Source organism: Pseudomonas sp. BW16M2 (genome assembly GCF_014268865.1).
Lineage (GTDB): Bacteria > Pseudomonadota > Gammaproteobacteria > Pseudomonadales > Pseudomonadaceae > Aquipseudomonas > Aquipseudomonas peradeniyensis.
Genome location: NZ_JABWRI010000039.1, coordinates 22,434 through 38,425, shown reverse-complemented (window position 1 = coordinate 38,425; position 15,992 = coordinate 22,434). Strand labels below are relative to the sequence as shown.

Here is a 15,992-nt window from a genome sequence, read left to right as displayed (position 1 = left end):
GGGGTGGGCTTGCCCCGTGATCGTTTCAGCCTTCCAGATACCGCATCGCCAACTGCTCCGCCGCGCTGCGCGCCGGTGCCTGCAGATGCGGCGCCACCAGCATCATCACCTGGTATACCACCACCCCCACGTCGCCCTCGCGCCCCAGCACCCGCTGGTAGTCCAGCGAGCACATCAGGGTCAGGGTGATCTGCTCCACCAGTTGCCCCAGCGCCTGGGTCTCACTGGTCACCTGGCCCTGGCCCTTGAGGCTGGCCAGCAACGCGGCCAAGGTGCGCTTGAGGGCGTTGATCAGGCTGCGCATGCCCCGCGCCAGCTTGGGCAGGCGCCCGGTGAGGTTGGACAGGTCCTGGAACAAAAAGCGGTACTGGGCCATGCGCTCGACGATCAGGTGCAGGAACAGCCAGTAGTCCTCGGCGTCCAGGCGCACATCCAGGGGCGGATCGAGCAGTGGCATCAGCTCCTCTTCGAAGCGCTCGAACAGGCCGATCACCAGTGGCTCCTTGCCGTGGAAGTGGTAGTACAGGTTGCCGGGGCTGATCCCCAGTTCGTTGGCGATCTCCAGGGTCGAGACGTTCGGTTCGCCCTGGCGGTTGAACAGCTGCAAGGCACATTCGAGGATACGGTCGCGGGTCTTCATCCGGTCAGCGCGCCAATACGTAGCTGCCCGGCGCGGGGCCCAGCGGCGGATAGGTGGCGTTGCCCAGTTCCTCGCGGGGTGTCTTCAGCGTACCCGAGCGCTCGGTGATCCATTCCAGCCACAGTGGCCACCAACTGCCGTCGCGGCGCTGGGCATCGTGGAACCAGGCCCGTGGGTCGCTGGAGAGCTTGGGGTTTTCCAGGTAGTAGGCCTTGGGGTTGCCGGGCGGGTTGATGATGCTCTGGATATGGCCGCTGTTGGCCAGGATGAATCGCCGATCGCCGCCGAGCAGCAGGGCCGAGCGGTAAACGGCGTCCCACGGGGTGATGTGGTCGTTGCTGCCGGCCACGGTGAAGCTGTCCAGCCCGACCTGCTTGAGGTCGATCGGCGTACCGCACACTTCCAGCCCTTCGGGGAAGGTCAGCGGGTTGAGTTTGAAGAAGTCCAGCAGGTCGCCGTGCAGGGCGGCGGGCAGGCGGGTGTTGTCGGCGTTCCAGTAGAGAATGTCGAACGCCGGCGGGGTCTTGCCCATCAGGTAGTTGTTGACCCAGTAGTTCCAGATCAGGTCGTTGGGGCGCATCCAGGCGAAGATCCGCGCCACTTCGCCGCCGTCGAGCACGCCGCGCTGGTACGAGCGGCGCTTGGCCGCCTCCACGGTCTGCTCGTCGGCGAACAGGCTGGCTGGGCTGTCGAACTGGCTGTCGAGCAGGCTCACCAGGTAAGTGGCGCTGCGCACCTTGCGCAGCTGTTTCTTGGCATGCAGGTGGCCTTGCAGGGCGGCCATGGTCAGGCCGCCGGCGCAGGCGCCCATCAGGTTGGGATCGCGGCTGCCGCTGATGCTGCGGCAGGCATTGAGCGCTTCCTCCAGGGCCTGCACGTAGCTGGACAGGCCCCATTCGCGGTGGCGCGGGTCAGGGTTGCGCCAGCTGACCATGAACACCTGCAGGCCCTGCTTGAGCATGTACTGGACGAAACTGTTGGTCGGGCCCAGGTCGAAGATGTAGAACTTGTTGATCTGCGGCGGTACCACCAGCAACGGCCGGGCGTACTGTTTCTCGCTCATGGGCTTGTACTGGATCAGCTCCAGCAGCTCGTTGCGAAACACCACCGCGCCGGGGGTGGCGGCCAGGTTGCCGCCGACCTCGAAGGCCCGTTCGTCCACCTGGCGCGGCAGGCCGTCGTTGTGGCGCAGGTCGTCGAGCAGGTGGCTGGCCCCGCGCAGCAGGCTCAGGCCGCCGGTGTTGAACAGCTCCTTGACCGCCAGGGGGTTGAGCAGCGAGTTGCTGGGGGCGAAGGCATCGCTGACCAGGTTGAACAGGAACTGTGCCCGGGCGCGATCATCGTCGGCCAGGCTGCTTTCCTCGATCCACAGGCGGGTCTGCTTCTGCCAGGCCAGGTAGGCCTGCAGGCCGCGACGGTAGAACGGGTTCTGGCTCCAGGTCGGGTCGCTGAATCGCGTGTCGCGGGGGTTAGGCTGATAGGGGCTGTCGCCGATCAACACGCGGCCCAGTTGGCCGCCCAGGCTCAGCAGGTGGTGGGCGGTGTGCAGCGGGTTGCGCAGGCTGATCCTGCCGACCTGGCGCAGGGTCGAAATGAGGTCGCGACCGCGCAGGCCGGTGATGGCGTTCTGCACGTTCATGCTGGTGACGGGCACCGGTTTGTCTTTCATGCCAACACTCCATCGTTTAGCAATCGGACCGATCGCGGGGCAAGCCCGCTCCCACGCCAGCTTTTCCGGGGCGGTGGGTGCGGGCTTGTCCCGCGATCGGCATCAGGTGCGCGCAGCGGGCCGGGGGTGCATGACCGCGCGTTGGCGTTCCTGCTCGAGGAATTTCATGATGATCGGCGCGACGGCCTCGGCCCGGGTGATCAGGAACAGGTGGCCGTCGTCGATTATGTGTAGCTGGGCATTGGGAATTCGCCAGGCCAGCAGGCGCATGTTGATCAGGGGGATCAACGGATCGTCGTCGCCGGCCAGCACCAGGGTGGGCTGGTGGATCTTGTGCAGCCAGTGGATGCTGGTCCAGCCGAGCCCGGCGAACAGCTGCCAGTAGTAGCCCAGCTTGCCGCCCGAGCGGACCTTGGCGGCATGCTGCATGGCCAGGTCCGGGTCGCGCCGGAAGCCGCCGCCGTAGATCAGCGGGGCGATGCGGATCACATGGGAGGGCTGCACGTAGCGCCGTGGGCTGGCCATCATCCACAGCACCTTGGGCTTGCCCGGTACCATCACCGCGCCGGCGGCGGTGGCGGCCAGTACCAGCTTCTTGCAGCGCTCGGGGTAGTCGTGGGCGAACTGCTGGGCCAGGGCGCCGCCCCAGGACACGCCGATGACATTGACCTGGCCGTAGTCCAGATAGTCGAGCATGCGCGCGGTCAGCTTGGCCAGGCCGGGAAAGCGGTAGGGGTGGCGGGGCGTCGACGAGCCGCCGACCCCGGGCACGTCGAAGGCGATGACCTCCAGGTCCGGGTCCAGCGCCTCGATGAACGGGAACACCAGCTCGAGGTTGGCGCCGATGCCGTTGAAGATCAGCAGCGGTGTCAGGTGTGGCTTGCCCGGGCGGACCGCGGTGCGGATGGACTGCTCGTCCAGCTCTACGGTCCTGAAGATGTACGGTTGCGGCATGCGCGTGACTCTGTGGTGAAGGTAGCGCCGCGATGCACCGACAGGCCCATCGCGGCGGTTCGGTTCAACGCTCGTGCACGTATGTTCCCGGTGCGGCCTCGCCTGCGGTATAGGTGCGGTTACCCAGCTTTGTAGGCGCCTTCTTGAGTTCGCCGGCGCGCTCGCCCAGCCAGGCCTGCCAGTGCAGCCACCAGGAGTCGGCATGCTTGATGGCGTTCTCCTGCCAGGCCACCGGATCGTCCGGGCGGTCCTCGCCGGTCATGAAGCGCGCCTTGGGGTTGCCCGGCGGGTTGAGAATGCTCTGGATATGGCCGCTGTTGGACAGCACGAACTCGATCTTGCCGCCGAACAGGTGCGCCGAGCGGTAGCACGACTGCCACGGGGTGATGTGGTCGGCGGTGCCGGCGACGCTGTAGATGTCGCAGTCGACCTTCTTCAGGTCGATGGCGGTGCCGCACACTTCGAGGGCGTCGGAGCGGGTCAGCGGGTTGTTCTTGAACATCTCGATCAGGTCGCCGTGGAAGGCGGCCGGCAGGCGGGTGGTGTCGTTGTTCCAGAACAGGATGTCGAACACCGGCGGCTCGTTGCCGAGCAGGTAGTTGTTGACCCAGTAGTTCCAGATCAGGTCGTTGGGGCGCATCCAGGCGAACACCTTGGCCATGTCGCTGCCTTCGAGCACCCCGGCCTGGTAGGAGTGGCGCTTGGCCGCCTCCAGCGTTTGCTCGTCGACGAACAGCGCGACCTGGGTGTCGACGGTGGTGTCGAGCACGCTCACCAGCAAGGTCAGGGCGTTGACCTTCTTCTCGCCGAGCGCGGCGTAGTGGCCTACCAGCGCGGTGCAGGTGATGCCGCCGGAGCAGGCGCCGAGCATGTTCAGGTCCTTGCTGCCGGTGATCGCCAGCACCGCGTCGACCGCCTCCTTGAGCGCGTCGATGTAGGTCGACAGGCCCCACTCGCGCTGGGCCTTGGTCGGGTTGCGCCAGCTGACGATGAAGGTCTGCTGCTGGGAGCGCAGGCAGAAGCGCGCCAGGCTCTTTTCCGGGCTCAGGTCGAAGACGTAGAACTTGTTGATCTGTGGCGGCACCACCAGCAGCGGACGGCTGTGCACCTGCTCGGTGATGGGGCTGTACTGGATGAGTTCCAGCACATCGTTGCGGTACACCACCGAGCCTTCGCTGGTGCCGAGGTTCTTGCCGACCTCGAAGGCCTCCATGTTCACCTGGCTGGGCATGCCGCCGTTGTTGACGATGTCCTTGGCCAGGTTGGACAGCCCGTCGAGCAGGCTCTTGCCGCCGGTCTCGAAGAAGCGCTTGACCGCGGCGGGGTTGGAGAGGGTGTTGGTGGGGGCCATGGCCTCGGTCACCAGGTTGATGACGAACTGCCCGCGGCTGATGTCCTGGGGCGACAGGTCGCTTTCGCCGATCCAGTCGTTGAGCTCCTTGCGCCAGGCCAGGTAGGTCTGCAGGTAGCGGCGGTACAGGGGGTTCTTGCTCCACGCCGGGTCGGCGAAGCGACGGTCGTCGCCTTCGGGCTGCAGGGCCGACTTGCCCAGCAGCACGTTTTTCAGCTCCAGGCCGAAATGCGCCACGTGCTTGGCGCTGTGCAGGGGCTGGCGTACCGCCTGGCGCAGCACAGTGCGCGCCGATGTCAGCAGATCCTTGCGGCGAATGCCGATGACCGGGTTCAGCCCCAGGGTGTTTTCCGAGGCCTGCCGCTGCAACTCATCGTTGTTCTTGTTACTCATCTACGACGCTCCGTTGTCCTGAGACGAGTACCGGCGTGCTGTGACAGCCCGGTACTGCTACTCGGGTGACCAGTGATAAGGAACAGCGGTGCTGCGACCGGATGCGTGCCGATGATGAGCTGCGTGGGTTTCTGCGTGTGAAGACAACCTGCTTTCGCTCGCGACCTCTACATACCGGCCTGGCCCTGCCTGCCATCAAGGCAATGCAGGGAACTTGCCAGCTCCATTGGTTACCCGACTTTCGTGTAATGCGCAAGACAGCCAATCTTTGGCAGTCATCAAGGCATTCAAGCAGATGAGATTAGAAAATGCGCTCTAAAGCTTGCGAGCCTTGAGCTAGAGCATCAATTTCACCACCGATTCGGACGGGTCGCGGGATTTGCCGGCCTTGTGCAATTCGTCGAGGTAATCGGTCCACAGCTGCTCCTGGCGCAGGCACAGCTGCTCGAGGTACTCCCAGGTGAACAATCCGGAGTCATGGCCGTCGTCGAAGGTCAGTTTCAGTGCATATTGACCGGCCGGTTCCAGGCCGCTGAGGCCGACGTTGATCTTGCCAAATTGCAGGATGGGATTGCCGTGGCCCTGGACCTCGGCGGAGGGGGAGTGCACGCGCAGGAATTCGGCGGGCAGGTGGTAGACCTCGCCGGGGGTGTAGGTGAGGGTGAGGGTCTTGGAGGCTTTGTGCAGGTTGATGGCGGTGGGCAGGCGGGCCATGGGCTTGGTCTCAGGGAAGCGGATGGAGCAAGCTTCGAGCTTCTAGCGCATGGATTCAAGGGGCATTCGCGGGGCAAGCCCGCTCCCACGCTGATCGTGGGAGCGGGCTTGCCCCGCGATGGTCTTACAGGATGTAACGCGACAGGTCTTCGTTCTGCGCCAGCTCACCCAAGTGGCTGTTCACATAGGCGGCGTCGATGTGGATCGGCGTCTCGTCGTGGGCGCTGGCCAGGTCGCCGGCGCTGAACGACACCTCTTCGAGCAGGCGCTCGAGCAGGGTATGCAGGCGGCGGGCACCGATGTTCTCGGTCTTCTCGTTGACCTGGTAGGCGATCTCGGCCAGGCGCTTGATGCCGTCGGCGGCGAACTCGATGTTCAGGCCCTCGGTCTTGAGCAGGGCGCTGTACTGTTCGGTCAGCGAGGCGTGCGGCTCCTTGAGGATGCGCTCGAAGTCTTCCGGGGTCAGCGCCTTGAGCTCGACACGGATCGGCAGGCGGCCCTGCAGCTCGGGTACCAGGTCGCTCGGCTTGCTCAGGTGGAACGCGCCGGAGGCGATGAACAGGATGTGGTCGGTCTTGACCATGCCCAGCTTGGTGTTGACGGTGCAGCCCTCGATCAGCGGCAGCAGGTCGCGCTGCACGCCTTCACGGGAGACATCGGCGCCGCCGACATTGCCACGCTTGGCCACCTTGTCGATCTCGTCGATGAACACGATGCCGTGCTGCTCGACCGCTTCCAGGGCCTTGGCCTTGAGCTCTTCCTCGTTGACCAGACGGCTCGCTTCTTCGTCGCGGACCATCTTCAGCGCTTCCTTGACCTTCAGCTTGCGGGTCTTGCGCTTGCCCTTGCCCATGTTGGCGAACAGGCTCTGCAGCTGGTTGGTCATCTCTTCCATGCCGGGCGGCGCGGCGATCTCGACGCCCATGTTCTCGGCGACTTCGATCTCGATTTCCTTGTCGTCCAGCTGGCCTTCGCGCAGGCGCTTGCGGAACAGCTGGCGGGTGTTGGAGTCGGTGCTGGACTGCTGGGCTTCCTCGCTGAAGCTGCTGACCCGCGCCTGTGGCAGCAGGGCGTCGAGAATGCGGTCTTCGGCGGCGTCCTCGGCGCGGTGGCGCACGCGGACGATTTCCTGCTCGCGCAGCATCTTCAGCGCGGCGTCGGCAAGATCGCGGATGATCGACTCGACGTCACGGCCAACGTAGCCGACTTCGGTGAACTTGGTCGCTTCGACCTTGATGAACGGCGCGTTGGCCAGCTTGGCCAGGCGACGGGCGATCTCGGTCTTGCCGACGCCGGTGGGGCCGATCATCAGGATGTTCTTGGGGGTCACTTCGGCACGCAGCTCGGCGGGGAGCTGCATGCGCCGCCAGCGGTTGCGCAGGGCAATGGCGACGGCGCGCTTGGCATCGTCCTGGCCGATGATGTGGCGGTTCAGTTCGTGAACGATTTCGCGGGGGGTCATGGACATGATCAATAGGGTCCTGGGGCGCAGTCATCAGTGTGGAAAAGTCCCGCTGTGGGCGGGACGCCAAAACAACTGATCACTCGGCCAGGTCCTGCTCCTCGATGGTCAGGTTGTGGTTGGTGAACACGCAGATGTCGCCGGCGATGTTCAGGGCGGCCTCGGTGATTTCACGGGCCGAGAGGTCGGTCTTGTTCAGCAGGGCGCGGGCAGCGGCCTGGGCGTAGCCGCCACCGGAACCCATGGCGATCAGGCCGTCCTCGGGTTCGACCACGTCGCCGTTGCCGGTGATGATCAGGGAGGCGTCCTTGTTGGCCACGGCCAGCATGGCTTCCAGGCGGCTCAGGGAGCGGTCGGTGCGCCATTCCTTGGCCAGCTCGACGGCAGCCCGCACCAGGTGGCCGGAGTGTTTCTGCAGCTGGGCTTCGAAGCGCTCGAACAGGGTGAAGGCATCGGCGGTGGCACCGGCGAAGCCGGCGATGACCTGGCCGTTGTACAGGCGACGGACTTTCTTGGCGTTGCCTTTCATCACGGTGTTGCCGAGGGAAACCTGGCCGTCGCCGCCCATGACGACTTTGCCGTTACGGCGGACAGAAACGATGGTAGTCAAGGGAGAGTCTCCACGCAGCGGGGCGAAAATGCCTGATGCAGACTCATATGGGGGGAGGGGGGAAGGATTTCAACCGCAGGGGATGAGCGGCGAGCAAGACAGGATGTTTCCGAAACGATCACGGGGCAAGCCCGCTCCCACGCGAGCGCGTGGGAGCGGGCTTGCCCCGTGATGGGCGTTACTCAGGCCTCAAAGCAGACGTGCCCGTCGACCAAGGTATAACGCACCGCGCCCGGCAGGCAGTGGCCGATGAACGGGCAGTTCGCGCCGCGAGAGAACCACTGCTCGCCGGCAACAGTGGACGCTTTCGGATCGAACAGCACCAGGTCCGCCGCGCCACCCACCTTCAGCTCGCCGGCTGGCAGGCGCATCGCAGCGGCCGGGCCGCTGCTCAGGCGCGCCAGCAGGGTCGGCAGGTCGAGCAGCCCGTCCTCGACCAGGGTCATGGCCAGCGGCAGCAGCAGTTCGACGCTGCTGATCCCCGGCTCGGTGGCACCGAACGGCGCCAGCTTGGCATCACGTTCGTGGGGCTGATGGTGGCTGGAAATCGCCTGGATCACCCCGGACTTCACCGCCTCGCGCAGGCCGTCGCGGTCGGCGGCGGTGCGCAGCGGCGGCTGCACGTGGTACAGGCTGGAGAAGTCGCGCAGCGCTTCGTCGGTGAGGATCAGCTGGTACAGCGCCACGTCGGCGGTGACCGGCAGCCCCAGCGCCTGGGCCTGGGCGATCAGCCGGGCGCCGCGGGCGCTGGTGATCTGGGTGAAGTGGGCGCGCACGCCAGTCTGCTCGACCAGCAGCAGGTTGCGGGCCAGGGCCACGGTTTCGGCGGTTTCCGGGATGCCCGGCAGGCCGAGGAAGCTGGCCATCGGGCCTTCGTGGGCCAGGCCGCCTTGCGAAAGATCGCGGTCCTGGGAGTGGAACACCACGGTCAGGTCGAAGGTCGCCGCGTATTCCAGGGCACGGGCCAGGGTGCGGTTGTTGGGGATTTCCTTGAGGCCGTTGCCGAAGGCCACGCAACCGGTGTCGCGCAGGGCCACCAGCTCGGCCAGTTGCTCGCCTTCCAGGCCCTTGGTCAGGGCGCCGATCGGGTAGACCTTGCTGTTGGCCGCCTCGCGGGCGCGGTCGAGGATCAGTTCGGCGACCGCCGAGGTGTCCAGCACCGGCTTGGTCTGCGGTGGGCAGCACAGGCTGGTGACACCGCCGGCCACGGCGGCACGGGTTTCGCTGGCGATGTTGCCCTTGCGGCTGTAGCCCGGCTCGCGCAGGGAAACACCGAGGTCGACCAGGCCCGGGGCGGCCACCAGGCCGTCGGCCTGGATCGTGCGGCTGGCGTTGAAGCCGGCCGGCGCCGCGCCGATGGCGGCTATACGGCCGCCGTCCAGGTGCAGGTCGGTGATGCGGTCCAGGCCGCTGGCAGGATCGATGACCCGGGCGCCGATAATGCTGATGGTCACTGGGCGTTCTCCTGGTCGAATTGACGTTGCGCGTTCTGCCCGCTCATGGCCATGGACAGTACGGCCATGCGCACGGCGATGCCGTAGGTGACCTGGTTGAGGATCACCGAGTGCTGGCCGTCGGCCACCGCCGATTCGATTTCCACGCCGCGGTTGATCGGGCCCGGGTGCATGACGATGGCATCCGGCTTGGCCCCGGCCAGGCGCGCGGTGGTCAGGCCGAACAGGCGGTAGAACTCGCCCTCGCTGGGCAGCAGGCCACCGGCCATGCGCTCGCGCTGCAGGCGCAGCATGATCACCACGTCGACGTCCTTGAGGCCTTCGGCGAGGTCGGTGTAGACCTTCACGCCATACTGCTCGATACCGATCGGGATCAGCGTTTTCGGGCCGATCACGCGGATGTCCGGGCAGCCCAGGGCCTTGAGCGCCAGCATGTCCGAGCGGGCCACCCGCGAGTGCAGGATGTCACCGACGATGGCCACGGAGAGGTTTTCGAAACCGCCCTTGTGCCGACGAATGGTGAGCATGTCGAGCATGCCCTGGGTCGGGTGGGCATGGCGGCCGTCACCGCCATTGATCACCGCCACGTCCGGGCACACATGCTCGGCGATGAAGTGGGCGGCGCCGGAATCGGAGTGGCGCACGACGAACATGTCGGCGGCCATGGCCTCCAGGTTGCGCAGGGTGTCGAACAGGGTCTCGCCCTTGCTGGTCGAGGAAGTCGACACGTTCAGGCTGATCACGTCGGCCGACAGGCGCTGGGCGGCCAGTTCGAAGGTGGTGCGGGTACGGGTGGAGTTCTCGAAGAACACGTTGCACACGGTCTTGCCGCGCAGCAACGGGACTTTCTTCACGGCCCGGGCGCCGACTTCGAGGAACGAGTCGGCGGTGTCGAGGATCTCGGTGAGCAGTTCGCGGGGCAAACCGTCGAGCGAGAGGAAGTGGCGCAGCTGGCCCTGGTCATTGAGCTGCAGCGGGCGCTTGGCGTCGAATGGCGTCATCGCGGGGGACTCTTAAAGGGCGGAAGCGGGAGCGAGGTCCTGGCGCTCGAGGGCGAGCGGCGTGGGTCCGGTCAATTTTACCCGTTCATGGGCAGCCAGGGACAGGGTGGCGCCGAGTACATTCGGCCGGATCGGCAGTTCGCCGGCATCCAGGTCGAGCAGGCAGGCCAGGGTCACGCTGGCCGGACGGCCATAGTCGAACAGTTCGTTGAGGGCGGCGCGGATGGTGCGCCCGCTCATCAGCACGTCGTCCACCAGCACCAGGTGCTGGCCTTCGATCTCGAACGGCAGCTCCGAGGGGCGCACCTGCGGGTGCAGGCCGTTCTGGCTGAAGTCGTCGCGGTAGAACGAGACATCCAGGGTGCCCAGCGGGCTGTCGTCGCCCAGTTCCGCTTGCAGGGCCTGGGCTACCCACACGCCGCCAGTGCGGATGCCGATGAAGCGTGGCTCGGTAATGCCACGGCGGGCCAGGTGGGCGCGAAGGTCGACGGCCATCTGCCGGATCAGGTCGGCGGGATTGGGTAGGCTCATTGCGTGCTCCTCGGAAGGCGGGCGCCGGATCGGCCCGGCGGCAAAGCGGATTTAAGTGTTGGCCTCCAGCCAGCCTTGCAGCAGCAGGGCGGCGGCGATGGCGTCGACCGGGTTGTCGCGGTAGCTGCCGTGGCGCCCGCCCCGGGCCATCTGCTCGCCCTTGGCCTCGAAGGTGGTCAGGCGTTCGTCATGGGTGTGCACTGGCAGGTTGTAGCGGCCGTGCAGGCGTCGGGCGAATTTCTCGGCGCGCTCGCTCATCTCGCTGGGCGTGCCGTCCATGTTCAGCGGCAGGCCGACGACGATGGCGTCGGGTTTCCATTCCTTGATCAGCTTCTCGACCTGGTTCCAGTCCGGCACGCCGTTCTGGGCCTTGAGCGTGCACAGCTCGCGGGCCTGGCCGGTGATCACCTGGCCGACGGCCACGCCGATCTGTCGGGTGCCATAGTCGAAGCCCAGCAGCAGACGCAGTTCGGCCATCAGGCGTGGCCCGCCTGGCTGGTCAGCAGGCTGAGGTTGATGCCCAGGCTCGCGGCGGCGGCGCCCAGGCGCTGGTCGCTGGCCAGGCCGAAGATGATCTCGGGGTCGAACGGGCAGTTGAGCCAGGCGTTGTCGGCCAGCTCCGCCTCCAGCTGGCCGGCTTCCCAACCTGCGTAGCCCAGGGTGATCAGGCTCTTGCGCGGGCCGTCGCCGGCGGCGATGGCGAACAGCACGTCCTGGGAGGTGGACAGCGACAGGCCCTCCAGCTCGACCGTGGCTTGGTAGCTGCGGTCGTTGCTGTGCAGCACGAAACCGCGGTCGGTCTGCACCGGACCGCCCTGGTAGATCGGGATGTGCAGGGTGCTGGCGGGCGGCTCGTCATTCGGGCGCAACTGCTCGAGGATGTCGGCCAGGTTCAGCTCCTGCGGGCGGTTGACCACCAGGCCCATGGCGCCGTGGGCATTGTGCTCGACGATGTAGGTGAGGGTCTGGGCAAAGTTCGGATCGGCCATGTGCGGCATGGCGATCAGGAACTGGTGCTTGAGGTAGCTGGGGGCGAGGGTCTTCATGTCCGCTAGTGTGGCGCCAGGTGGCGAGGCTGACAAGGTGCCATGGTCACCTTGTCAGCAGTGCGGCGGGTTACTGGAACAGCTTCACCACTTCGGGCGAGTACAGGCCATGGAATTTCTCGGCGGAGGCCAGCACGTCCTGGCGAACCGTTTGCTGTTCGGTGTCCGGGAAGTTCTTCATGTAAGTGGGCGAGTGGGCTGGCGCATCGGGATCGGCGCCGGCGGCAATCAGCGCAGCAACACAGTCCGGGTTGTGCGAGCGAGCAGCCTCCAGTAGCGGTGTGCCTACGGGAACAGCACCACTCTGTGGGTGGATCTCATCGGGGGAGCTGCCTTTCTTCAACAGTATCGCGATGCGCTGCGCGGCTTGCGGGTCTGGCTGATCCTGCAGTGCGAAGTTGCGTTCGCAGACAAAGTGCAGAGGGGTCGAGCCCGGCTTGGTGACCTGATACGGGTTGGCGCCCGCGTCGACCAGCAGCTTGATGACCTCCAGGCTGGTAGCGGCTCTGCCGGTCAGCGGATTGAAGTCGTTGCCCAATGTCGCCTTGGCGTCGGCCCCGGCATCCAGCAGCAGCTTGACCATCTGCGGTTGTGGCGGGGTTCTGCTGCCATCGCCCGCGGCGGCGATCTGCAGGGGAGAGGCAGTCCGTGCGCGTACGATGGCGTTCACGTCGGCCCCGGCCTTGATCAGGCTCTTGACCATGCGCACATCGGTTTGCGGATCGCCGTCCGGGCTGATGTTGCTCAGGGTATAGGTCAGCAGCGTCTCGCCGTTGCTGGAAACTGGAGCATTGATGTCGTCCACCTTGGCGATCAGCAGGTCCAGCACTTCAGGCTGGCGGCTGGAGACGGCGGCCATCATCGTCACGGCGGCAGGCTGGGCGCCCTGGGCCAGCAGCTGTTTAATCTCCGCCATGTACTCAGGCGTCTTGTAGAACCCATAGTTGCCCACGGCGTTGTACAGCGCCTTTGGCAGGTTGGGCGCTTCCTGCTGAGTTGCAGCGGCTGACAGGGAGAGCGCCGTCAGGGCGAAGGCGAGCAGGGGCGAGGTGAAGCGTTGGCGTGACATGCGAAGCGTCCTTACTTTGAGCGGGGCACGGCATCTGCGTAGACACCGTGCCTGGGGAAATCACTTGAACAGCTTGACGATCTCGGCGGGATACAGGTCCGGCTCGGCGTCGGCCTGGGACAGCACGTAGGCCTTGATCGTCTGTTGCCTGGCGGTCGGGTTCTGCGCCAGGTAGCTCGCCGGGTACACCGGGGCCTGGGGGCTGGCGCCGGCCTTGATCAGGGCGGCGATGCAGTCGGGGTTGTTGCTCATCAGCGCTTCCTTGAGCGGCGTGCCGACCGGGAAGGTGCCTTGCTGCTCGTGAATGGCATCGATGGAACTGCCCTTCTTCAGCAGCAATGCGATGCGCTGGGTCGCCTGCGGGTCCGGCTGGCCATTGAGTTCATAGGGGCGTTGGCAGACGAAGTGCAGCGGGGTGGATCCCGCGCCGGTCACCTGGTACGGGTTGGCGCCGGCCTCGACCAGCAGCTTGACCACCTCCAGGTTCGAGGCACCTTTGCCGGTCAGGGGCGTGAAGTCGTTGGCAAGGGTGGCCTTGGCATCGGCGCCGGCGGCCAGCAGCAGTTTGACCAGCTCTGGCGAGCCCTTTTCCGCCGCGGTGTTGAGGGGCGAGGCGGTGTCTTCCTGGGCCTGCACGTTCACATTGGCTTTTGCTGCGATCAGGGCCTTGACCATGCCCAGGTCGGCCTTGGAGGCCGGCTGTTCAGCCTGGTTGAGGGTGAGCAGCAGCAGGGTCTCGCCGCTTTCCTGAATCGGGGCATTGACGTTGACTTTCGGCAGGAACAGCTCGAAAGGTGCGGTTGCCTTGTAGGAGGCCGCCAGGAATACCGGTTGGCCATCAGGATCGGCGCCCTGGTCGAGCAGGGCCTTGATGGCGGCCAGGCGCTGCGGGGTTTCGTCGTAGTGGTATTCGTCCACTTCGTCGACCAGTTTCTGCGTCAGGGCGGCGGCATCGGCGCATGCCACGGCAGGCAGTGCGAAGGCGCCAAGGGCAAAGACAAAGGCAGCGGTATTGCGGGCGAAGGGGGAGCGCGCCATGGAAGAGTCCTTTCTCTGTTGGATCCAAAGGCGCGCATGATTACAGAATGGCTATTGTTTTGCCATCAGGTAAGTCCTGATATCAGTTGCTCTGCAAGCGGTCCCCGCGGGCGAAGCGCCAGGTGCGGATGATCTCCAGGCGGTCGAACTCCGCCAGGTCGCCAGTGAACGGCGCGAACGGCGCCGCCAGGCGCACGATGCGCTGGGCCGCCTGGTCCAGCACCGGCTGGCCCGAGGACTCCAGCACCAGTACTTCGTACAACGAGCCGTCGCGGTTGATCGACACCATCATCCGCAAGCTGCCATACATCTGCTGGCGCCGGGCCTCTTCGGGGTAGTTGAGGTTGCCGATGCGTTCGACCTTCTTGCGCCACTCTTCCTTGTACCAGGCGCCCTTGTCGCGCAGGGTCGAGGCGGCGTTCAGGCGATGGATGCGCGGGCGCTTGGCATACAGTTGCTGTTCATGGGACAGCTCGGCCTCGAGGCTGGCGATCTGGCTGGACAGCTGCGAGCTGTCGAAGTCCGGCACCTTGGCTTCGGGCTTGGGCTGCGGCTTGCTTTCCTTCGGCCTGGGCTCGACCTTCTGGGGTTTCGGCGCCTGGGTGGCGACCACCGACTTCGCTGGTGCAGGCGGCGTTTCCGGTTTCGCCGCCGGTGGCGGGGTGATCTTGTTGATCTTGCTGTCCTGGAACGGCGCGACCTCGGTGGTCTTGGGCACCGCCTTCTTTTCCAGGGTGCCGCTGCCCTGCTGGTTTTCCTGGGCCTGGAAATCGGCCTTCTCGGGCGCCTTCTCGCTCTTGAAGGTGGCCAGGGTGATGTCCATGGTGTGGCGGATATCAGCCGGCTTGACCACGGTGAAACCCACGCCCAGGATCAGCGCCAGGTGCACCAGGGCGGCCAGGAACAGGGTGAAGCCGAGCCGGTCCACCGGGCGAACGCGGGGTGGCAAGAGGTCGGCGGGGATGTCGGCAGGCAGCGTCATCAGGTATCCAGCAACCGCGAAACAGGGCGCAGGTCAGCGAAAAAGGACCGGCATCATACCCCACTCCGCGGGTTTGCCACGTGTCGGCGGTCAGCGCGCCTGCAACTGGCGATCAATGGCGTCCATCAAACGGCCGCCGATGTCGGTGTTGTAGGCCGCGTCGATTTCGCGGATGCAGGTCGGGCTGGTGACGTTGATCTCGGTGAGGTAGTCGCCGATCACGTCCAGGCCGACGAACAGCAGGCCCTTCTCGCGCAGGGTCGGGCCGACCTGGGCGGCGATCCAGCGGTCGCGCTCGCTCAACGGCCGGGCTTCGCCGCGTCCGCCGGCGGCCAGGTTGCCGCGGGTCTCGCCGCTGGCCGGGATGCGCGCCAGGCAGTAGTCCACCGGCTCGCCGTCGATCATCAGGATGCGCTTGTCGCCGTCCTTGATCGCCGGCAGGTAGGCCTGGGCCATGATCTGCTGGGCGCCGAGCGCGGTCAGGGTCTCGAGGATCACCGACAGGTTGGGATCACCGGCCCGGTGACGGAAGATCGAGGTGCCGCCCATGCCGTCCAGCGGCTTGAGGATCACGTCGCCATGTTCGGCGGCGAAGGCGCGGATGATGTCCGGGCGGCGGCTGACCAGGGTCGGCGGCGTGCACTGCGGGAACAGCGTGGCGAACAGCTTCTCGTTGCAGTCGCGCAGGCTCTGCGGGCGGTTGACCACCAGCACGCCTTCGGCCTCGGCCTGCTCCAGCAGGTAGGTGCTGTAGACGAACTCCATGTCGAAGGGCGGGTCCTTGCGCATCAGGATCACGTCCAGCTCGGCCAGCGGGCTGTCCTGCTCCTCGTCCAGCTCGAACCAGCGGGCCGGGTCGGCGAACACCTTGAGCGGGCGCATCCGCGCGCGGGCCTTGCCCTGGGCCTGGTACAGGTCGCGCTGTTCCATGTAGAACAGGCTCCAGCCACGGGCCTGGGCGGCCAGCAGCATGGCCAGCGAGCTGTCCTTTTTGTAGGAGATGGACGCGATGGGGTCCATGACAATCCCGAGGCGAACGCTCATGGGGTAGTTCCTCTTGGCGGCGGGTGGCCGCGAT

At 66.0% G+C, this 15,992-nt stretch carries 16 protein-coding genes; all 16 read right to left on the bottom strand.

Annotated elements, in window-relative coordinates:
- Positions 1-25: 25 nt before the first annotated feature.
- Complete coding sequence (locus tag HU735_RS24520) at positions 26-640, bottom strand: TetR/AcrR family transcriptional regulator (RefSeq protein WP_050707254.1); 615 nt, start codon at positions 638-640, stop codon at positions 26-28.
- 4 nt (positions 641-644) lie between these two features.
- Positions 645-2,309, bottom strand: coding sequence for a class II poly(R)-hydroxyalkanoic acid synthase (phaC, locus tag HU735_RS24515; protein ID WP_186715961.1), 1,665 nt, complete (start codon positions 2,307-2,309; stop codon positions 645-647).
- A 102-nt stretch (positions 2,310-2,411) separates the two neighbouring features.
- A complete protein-coding gene (phaZ, locus tag HU735_RS24510; protein WP_186715959.1) occupies positions 2,412-3,263 on the bottom strand; it encodes a poly(3-hydroxyalkanoate) depolymerase in 852 nt (283 codons plus the stop codon).
- A 64-nt stretch (positions 3,264-3,327) separates the two neighbouring features.
- Positions 3,328-5,007 (bottom strand): class II poly(R)-hydroxyalkanoic acid synthase, encoded by a 1,680-nt coding sequence (gene phaC / locus HU735_RS24505; RefSeq protein ID WP_050707251.1) that lies wholly within the window; start codon positions 5,005-5,007, stop codon positions 3,328-3,330.
- 336 nt (positions 5,008-5,343) lie between these two features.
- Positions 5,344-5,721: a DUF971 domain-containing protein gene (locus tag HU735_RS24500; RefSeq protein WP_186715957.1), complete on the bottom strand. Its 378-nt coding sequence runs from the start codon at positions 5,719-5,721 to the stop codon at positions 5,344-5,346.
- Between the two features lie 124 nt (positions 5,722-5,845).
- On the bottom strand, positions 5,846-7,189 hold the full coding sequence (gene hslU, locus HU735_RS24495; protein ID WP_186715956.1) for an ATP-dependent protease ATPase subunit HslU: 1,344 nt from the start codon (positions 7,187-7,189) through the stop codon (positions 5,846-5,848).
- Between the two features lie 73 nt (positions 7,190-7,262).
- Positions 7,263-7,793, bottom strand: coding sequence for an ATP-dependent protease subunit HslV (hslV, locus tag HU735_RS24490; RefSeq protein ID WP_011536056.1), 531 nt, complete (start codon positions 7,791-7,793; stop codon positions 7,263-7,265).
- A 182-nt stretch (positions 7,794-7,975) separates the two neighbouring features.
- A complete protein-coding gene (locus HU735_RS24485) occupies positions 7,976-9,247 on the bottom strand; it encodes a dihydroorotase (RefSeq protein WP_186715955.1) in 1,272 nt (423 codons plus the stop codon).
- A complete protein-coding gene (locus tag HU735_RS24480) occupies positions 9,244-10,248 on the bottom strand; it encodes an aspartate carbamoyltransferase catalytic subunit (protein WP_050707248.1) in 1,005 nt (334 codons plus the stop codon). Before HU735_RS24480 ends, HU735_RS24485 begins: the two co-directional genes overlap by 4 nt.
- A gap of 12 nt (positions 10,249-10,260) precedes the next feature.
- Positions 10,261-10,779 (bottom strand): bifunctional pyr operon transcriptional regulator/uracil phosphoribosyltransferase PyrR, encoded by a 519-nt coding sequence (gene pyrR, locus HU735_RS24475; RefSeq protein WP_186715954.1) that lies wholly within the window; start codon positions 10,777-10,779, stop codon positions 10,261-10,263.
- 51 nt (positions 10,780-10,830) lie between these two features.
- On the bottom strand, positions 10,831-11,256 hold the full coding sequence (gene ruvX / locus HU735_RS24470) for a Holliday junction resolvase RuvX (RefSeq protein WP_028688357.1): 426 nt from the start codon (positions 11,254-11,256) through the stop codon (positions 10,831-10,833).
- Positions 11,256-11,825, bottom strand: coding sequence for a YqgE/AlgH family protein (locus HU735_RS24465; protein WP_186715953.1), 570 nt, complete (start codon positions 11,823-11,825; stop codon positions 11,256-11,258). The genes ruvX and HU735_RS24465 overlap by 1 nt, the downstream gene beginning before the upstream one ends.
- 70 nt (positions 11,826-11,895) lie before the next feature.
- Entirely contained in the window at positions 11,896-12,894 is a 999-nt protein-coding gene (locus HU735_RS24460; protein WP_186715952.1) for an ankyrin repeat domain-containing protein, read from the bottom strand.
- A gap of 60 nt (positions 12,895-12,954) precedes the next feature.
- Positions 12,955-13,932 carry an ankyrin repeat domain-containing protein gene (locus HU735_RS24455; protein WP_186715950.1) on the bottom strand — a complete coding sequence of 326 codons (978 nt, stop codon included), beginning with the start codon at positions 13,930-13,932 and terminating at the stop codon, positions 12,955-12,957.
- Positions 13,933-14,014: 82 nt separating this feature from the next.
- On the bottom strand, positions 14,015-14,914 hold the full coding sequence (locus tag HU735_RS24450; protein ID WP_186715948.1) for an energy transducer TonB: 900 nt from the start codon (positions 14,912-14,914) through the stop codon (positions 14,015-14,017).
- 90 nt (positions 14,915-15,004) lie between these two features.
- Positions 15,005-15,958 carry a glutathione synthase gene (gene gshB / locus HU735_RS24445; RefSeq protein ID WP_050707244.1) on the bottom strand — a complete coding sequence of 318 codons (954 nt, stop codon included), beginning with the start codon at positions 15,956-15,958 and terminating at the stop codon, positions 15,005-15,007.
- Positions 15,959-15,992 lie beyond the last annotated feature (34 nt).

Bases quoted from the DNA above. Each gene is read 5' to 3' on its own strand.
- HU735_RS24520 (WP_050707254.1), bottom strand. From the start codon at position 640: ATGAAGACCCGCGACCGTATCCTCGAATGTGCCTTGCAGCTGTTCAAC.
- phaC (WP_186715961.1), bottom strand. From the start codon at position 2,309: ATGAAAGACAAACCGGTGCCCGTCACCAGCATGAACGTGCAGAACGCC.
- phaZ (WP_186715959.1), bottom strand. From the start codon at position 3,263: ATGCCGCAACCGTACATCTTCAGGACCGTAGAGCTGGACGAGCAGTCC.
- phaC (WP_050707251.1), bottom strand. From the start codon at position 5,007: ATGAGTAACAAGAACAACGATGAGTTGCAGCGGCAGGCCTCGGAAAAC.
- HU735_RS24500 (WP_186715957.1), bottom strand. From the start codon at position 5,721: ATGGCCCGCCTGCCCACCGCCATCAACCTGCACAAAGCCTCCAAGACC.
- hslU (WP_186715956.1), bottom strand. From the start codon at position 7,189: ATGTCCATGACCCCCCGCGAAATCGTTCACGAACTGAACCGCCACATC.
- HU735_RS24480 (WP_050707248.1), bottom strand. From the start codon at position 10,248: ATGACGCCATTCGACGCCAAGCGCCCGCTGCAGCTCAATGACCAGGGC.
- pyrR (WP_186715954.1), bottom strand. From the start codon at position 10,779: ATGAGCCTACCCAATCCCGCCGACCTGATCCGGCAGATGGCCGTCGAC.
- ruvX (WP_028688357.1), bottom strand. From the start codon at position 11,256: ATGGCCGAACTGCGTCTGCTGCTGGGCTTCGACTATGGCACCCGACAG.
- HU735_RS24465 (WP_186715953.1), bottom strand. From the start codon at position 11,825: ATGAAGACCCTCGCCCCCAGCTACCTCAAGCACCAGTTCCTGATCGCC.
- HU735_RS24460 (WP_186715952.1), bottom strand. From the start codon at position 12,894: ATGTCACGCCAACGCTTCACCTCGCCCCTGCTCGCCTTCGCCCTGACG.
- HU735_RS24455 (WP_186715950.1), bottom strand. From the start codon at position 13,932: ATGGCGCGCTCCCCCTTCGCCCGCAATACCGCTGCCTTTGTCTTTGCC.
- HU735_RS24450 (WP_186715948.1), bottom strand. From the start codon at position 14,914: ATGACGCTGCCTGCCGACATCCCCGCCGACCTCTTGCCACCCCGCGTT.
- gshB (WP_050707244.1), bottom strand. From the start codon at position 15,958: ATGAGCGTTCGCCTCGGGATTGTCATGGACCCCATCGCGTCCATCTCC.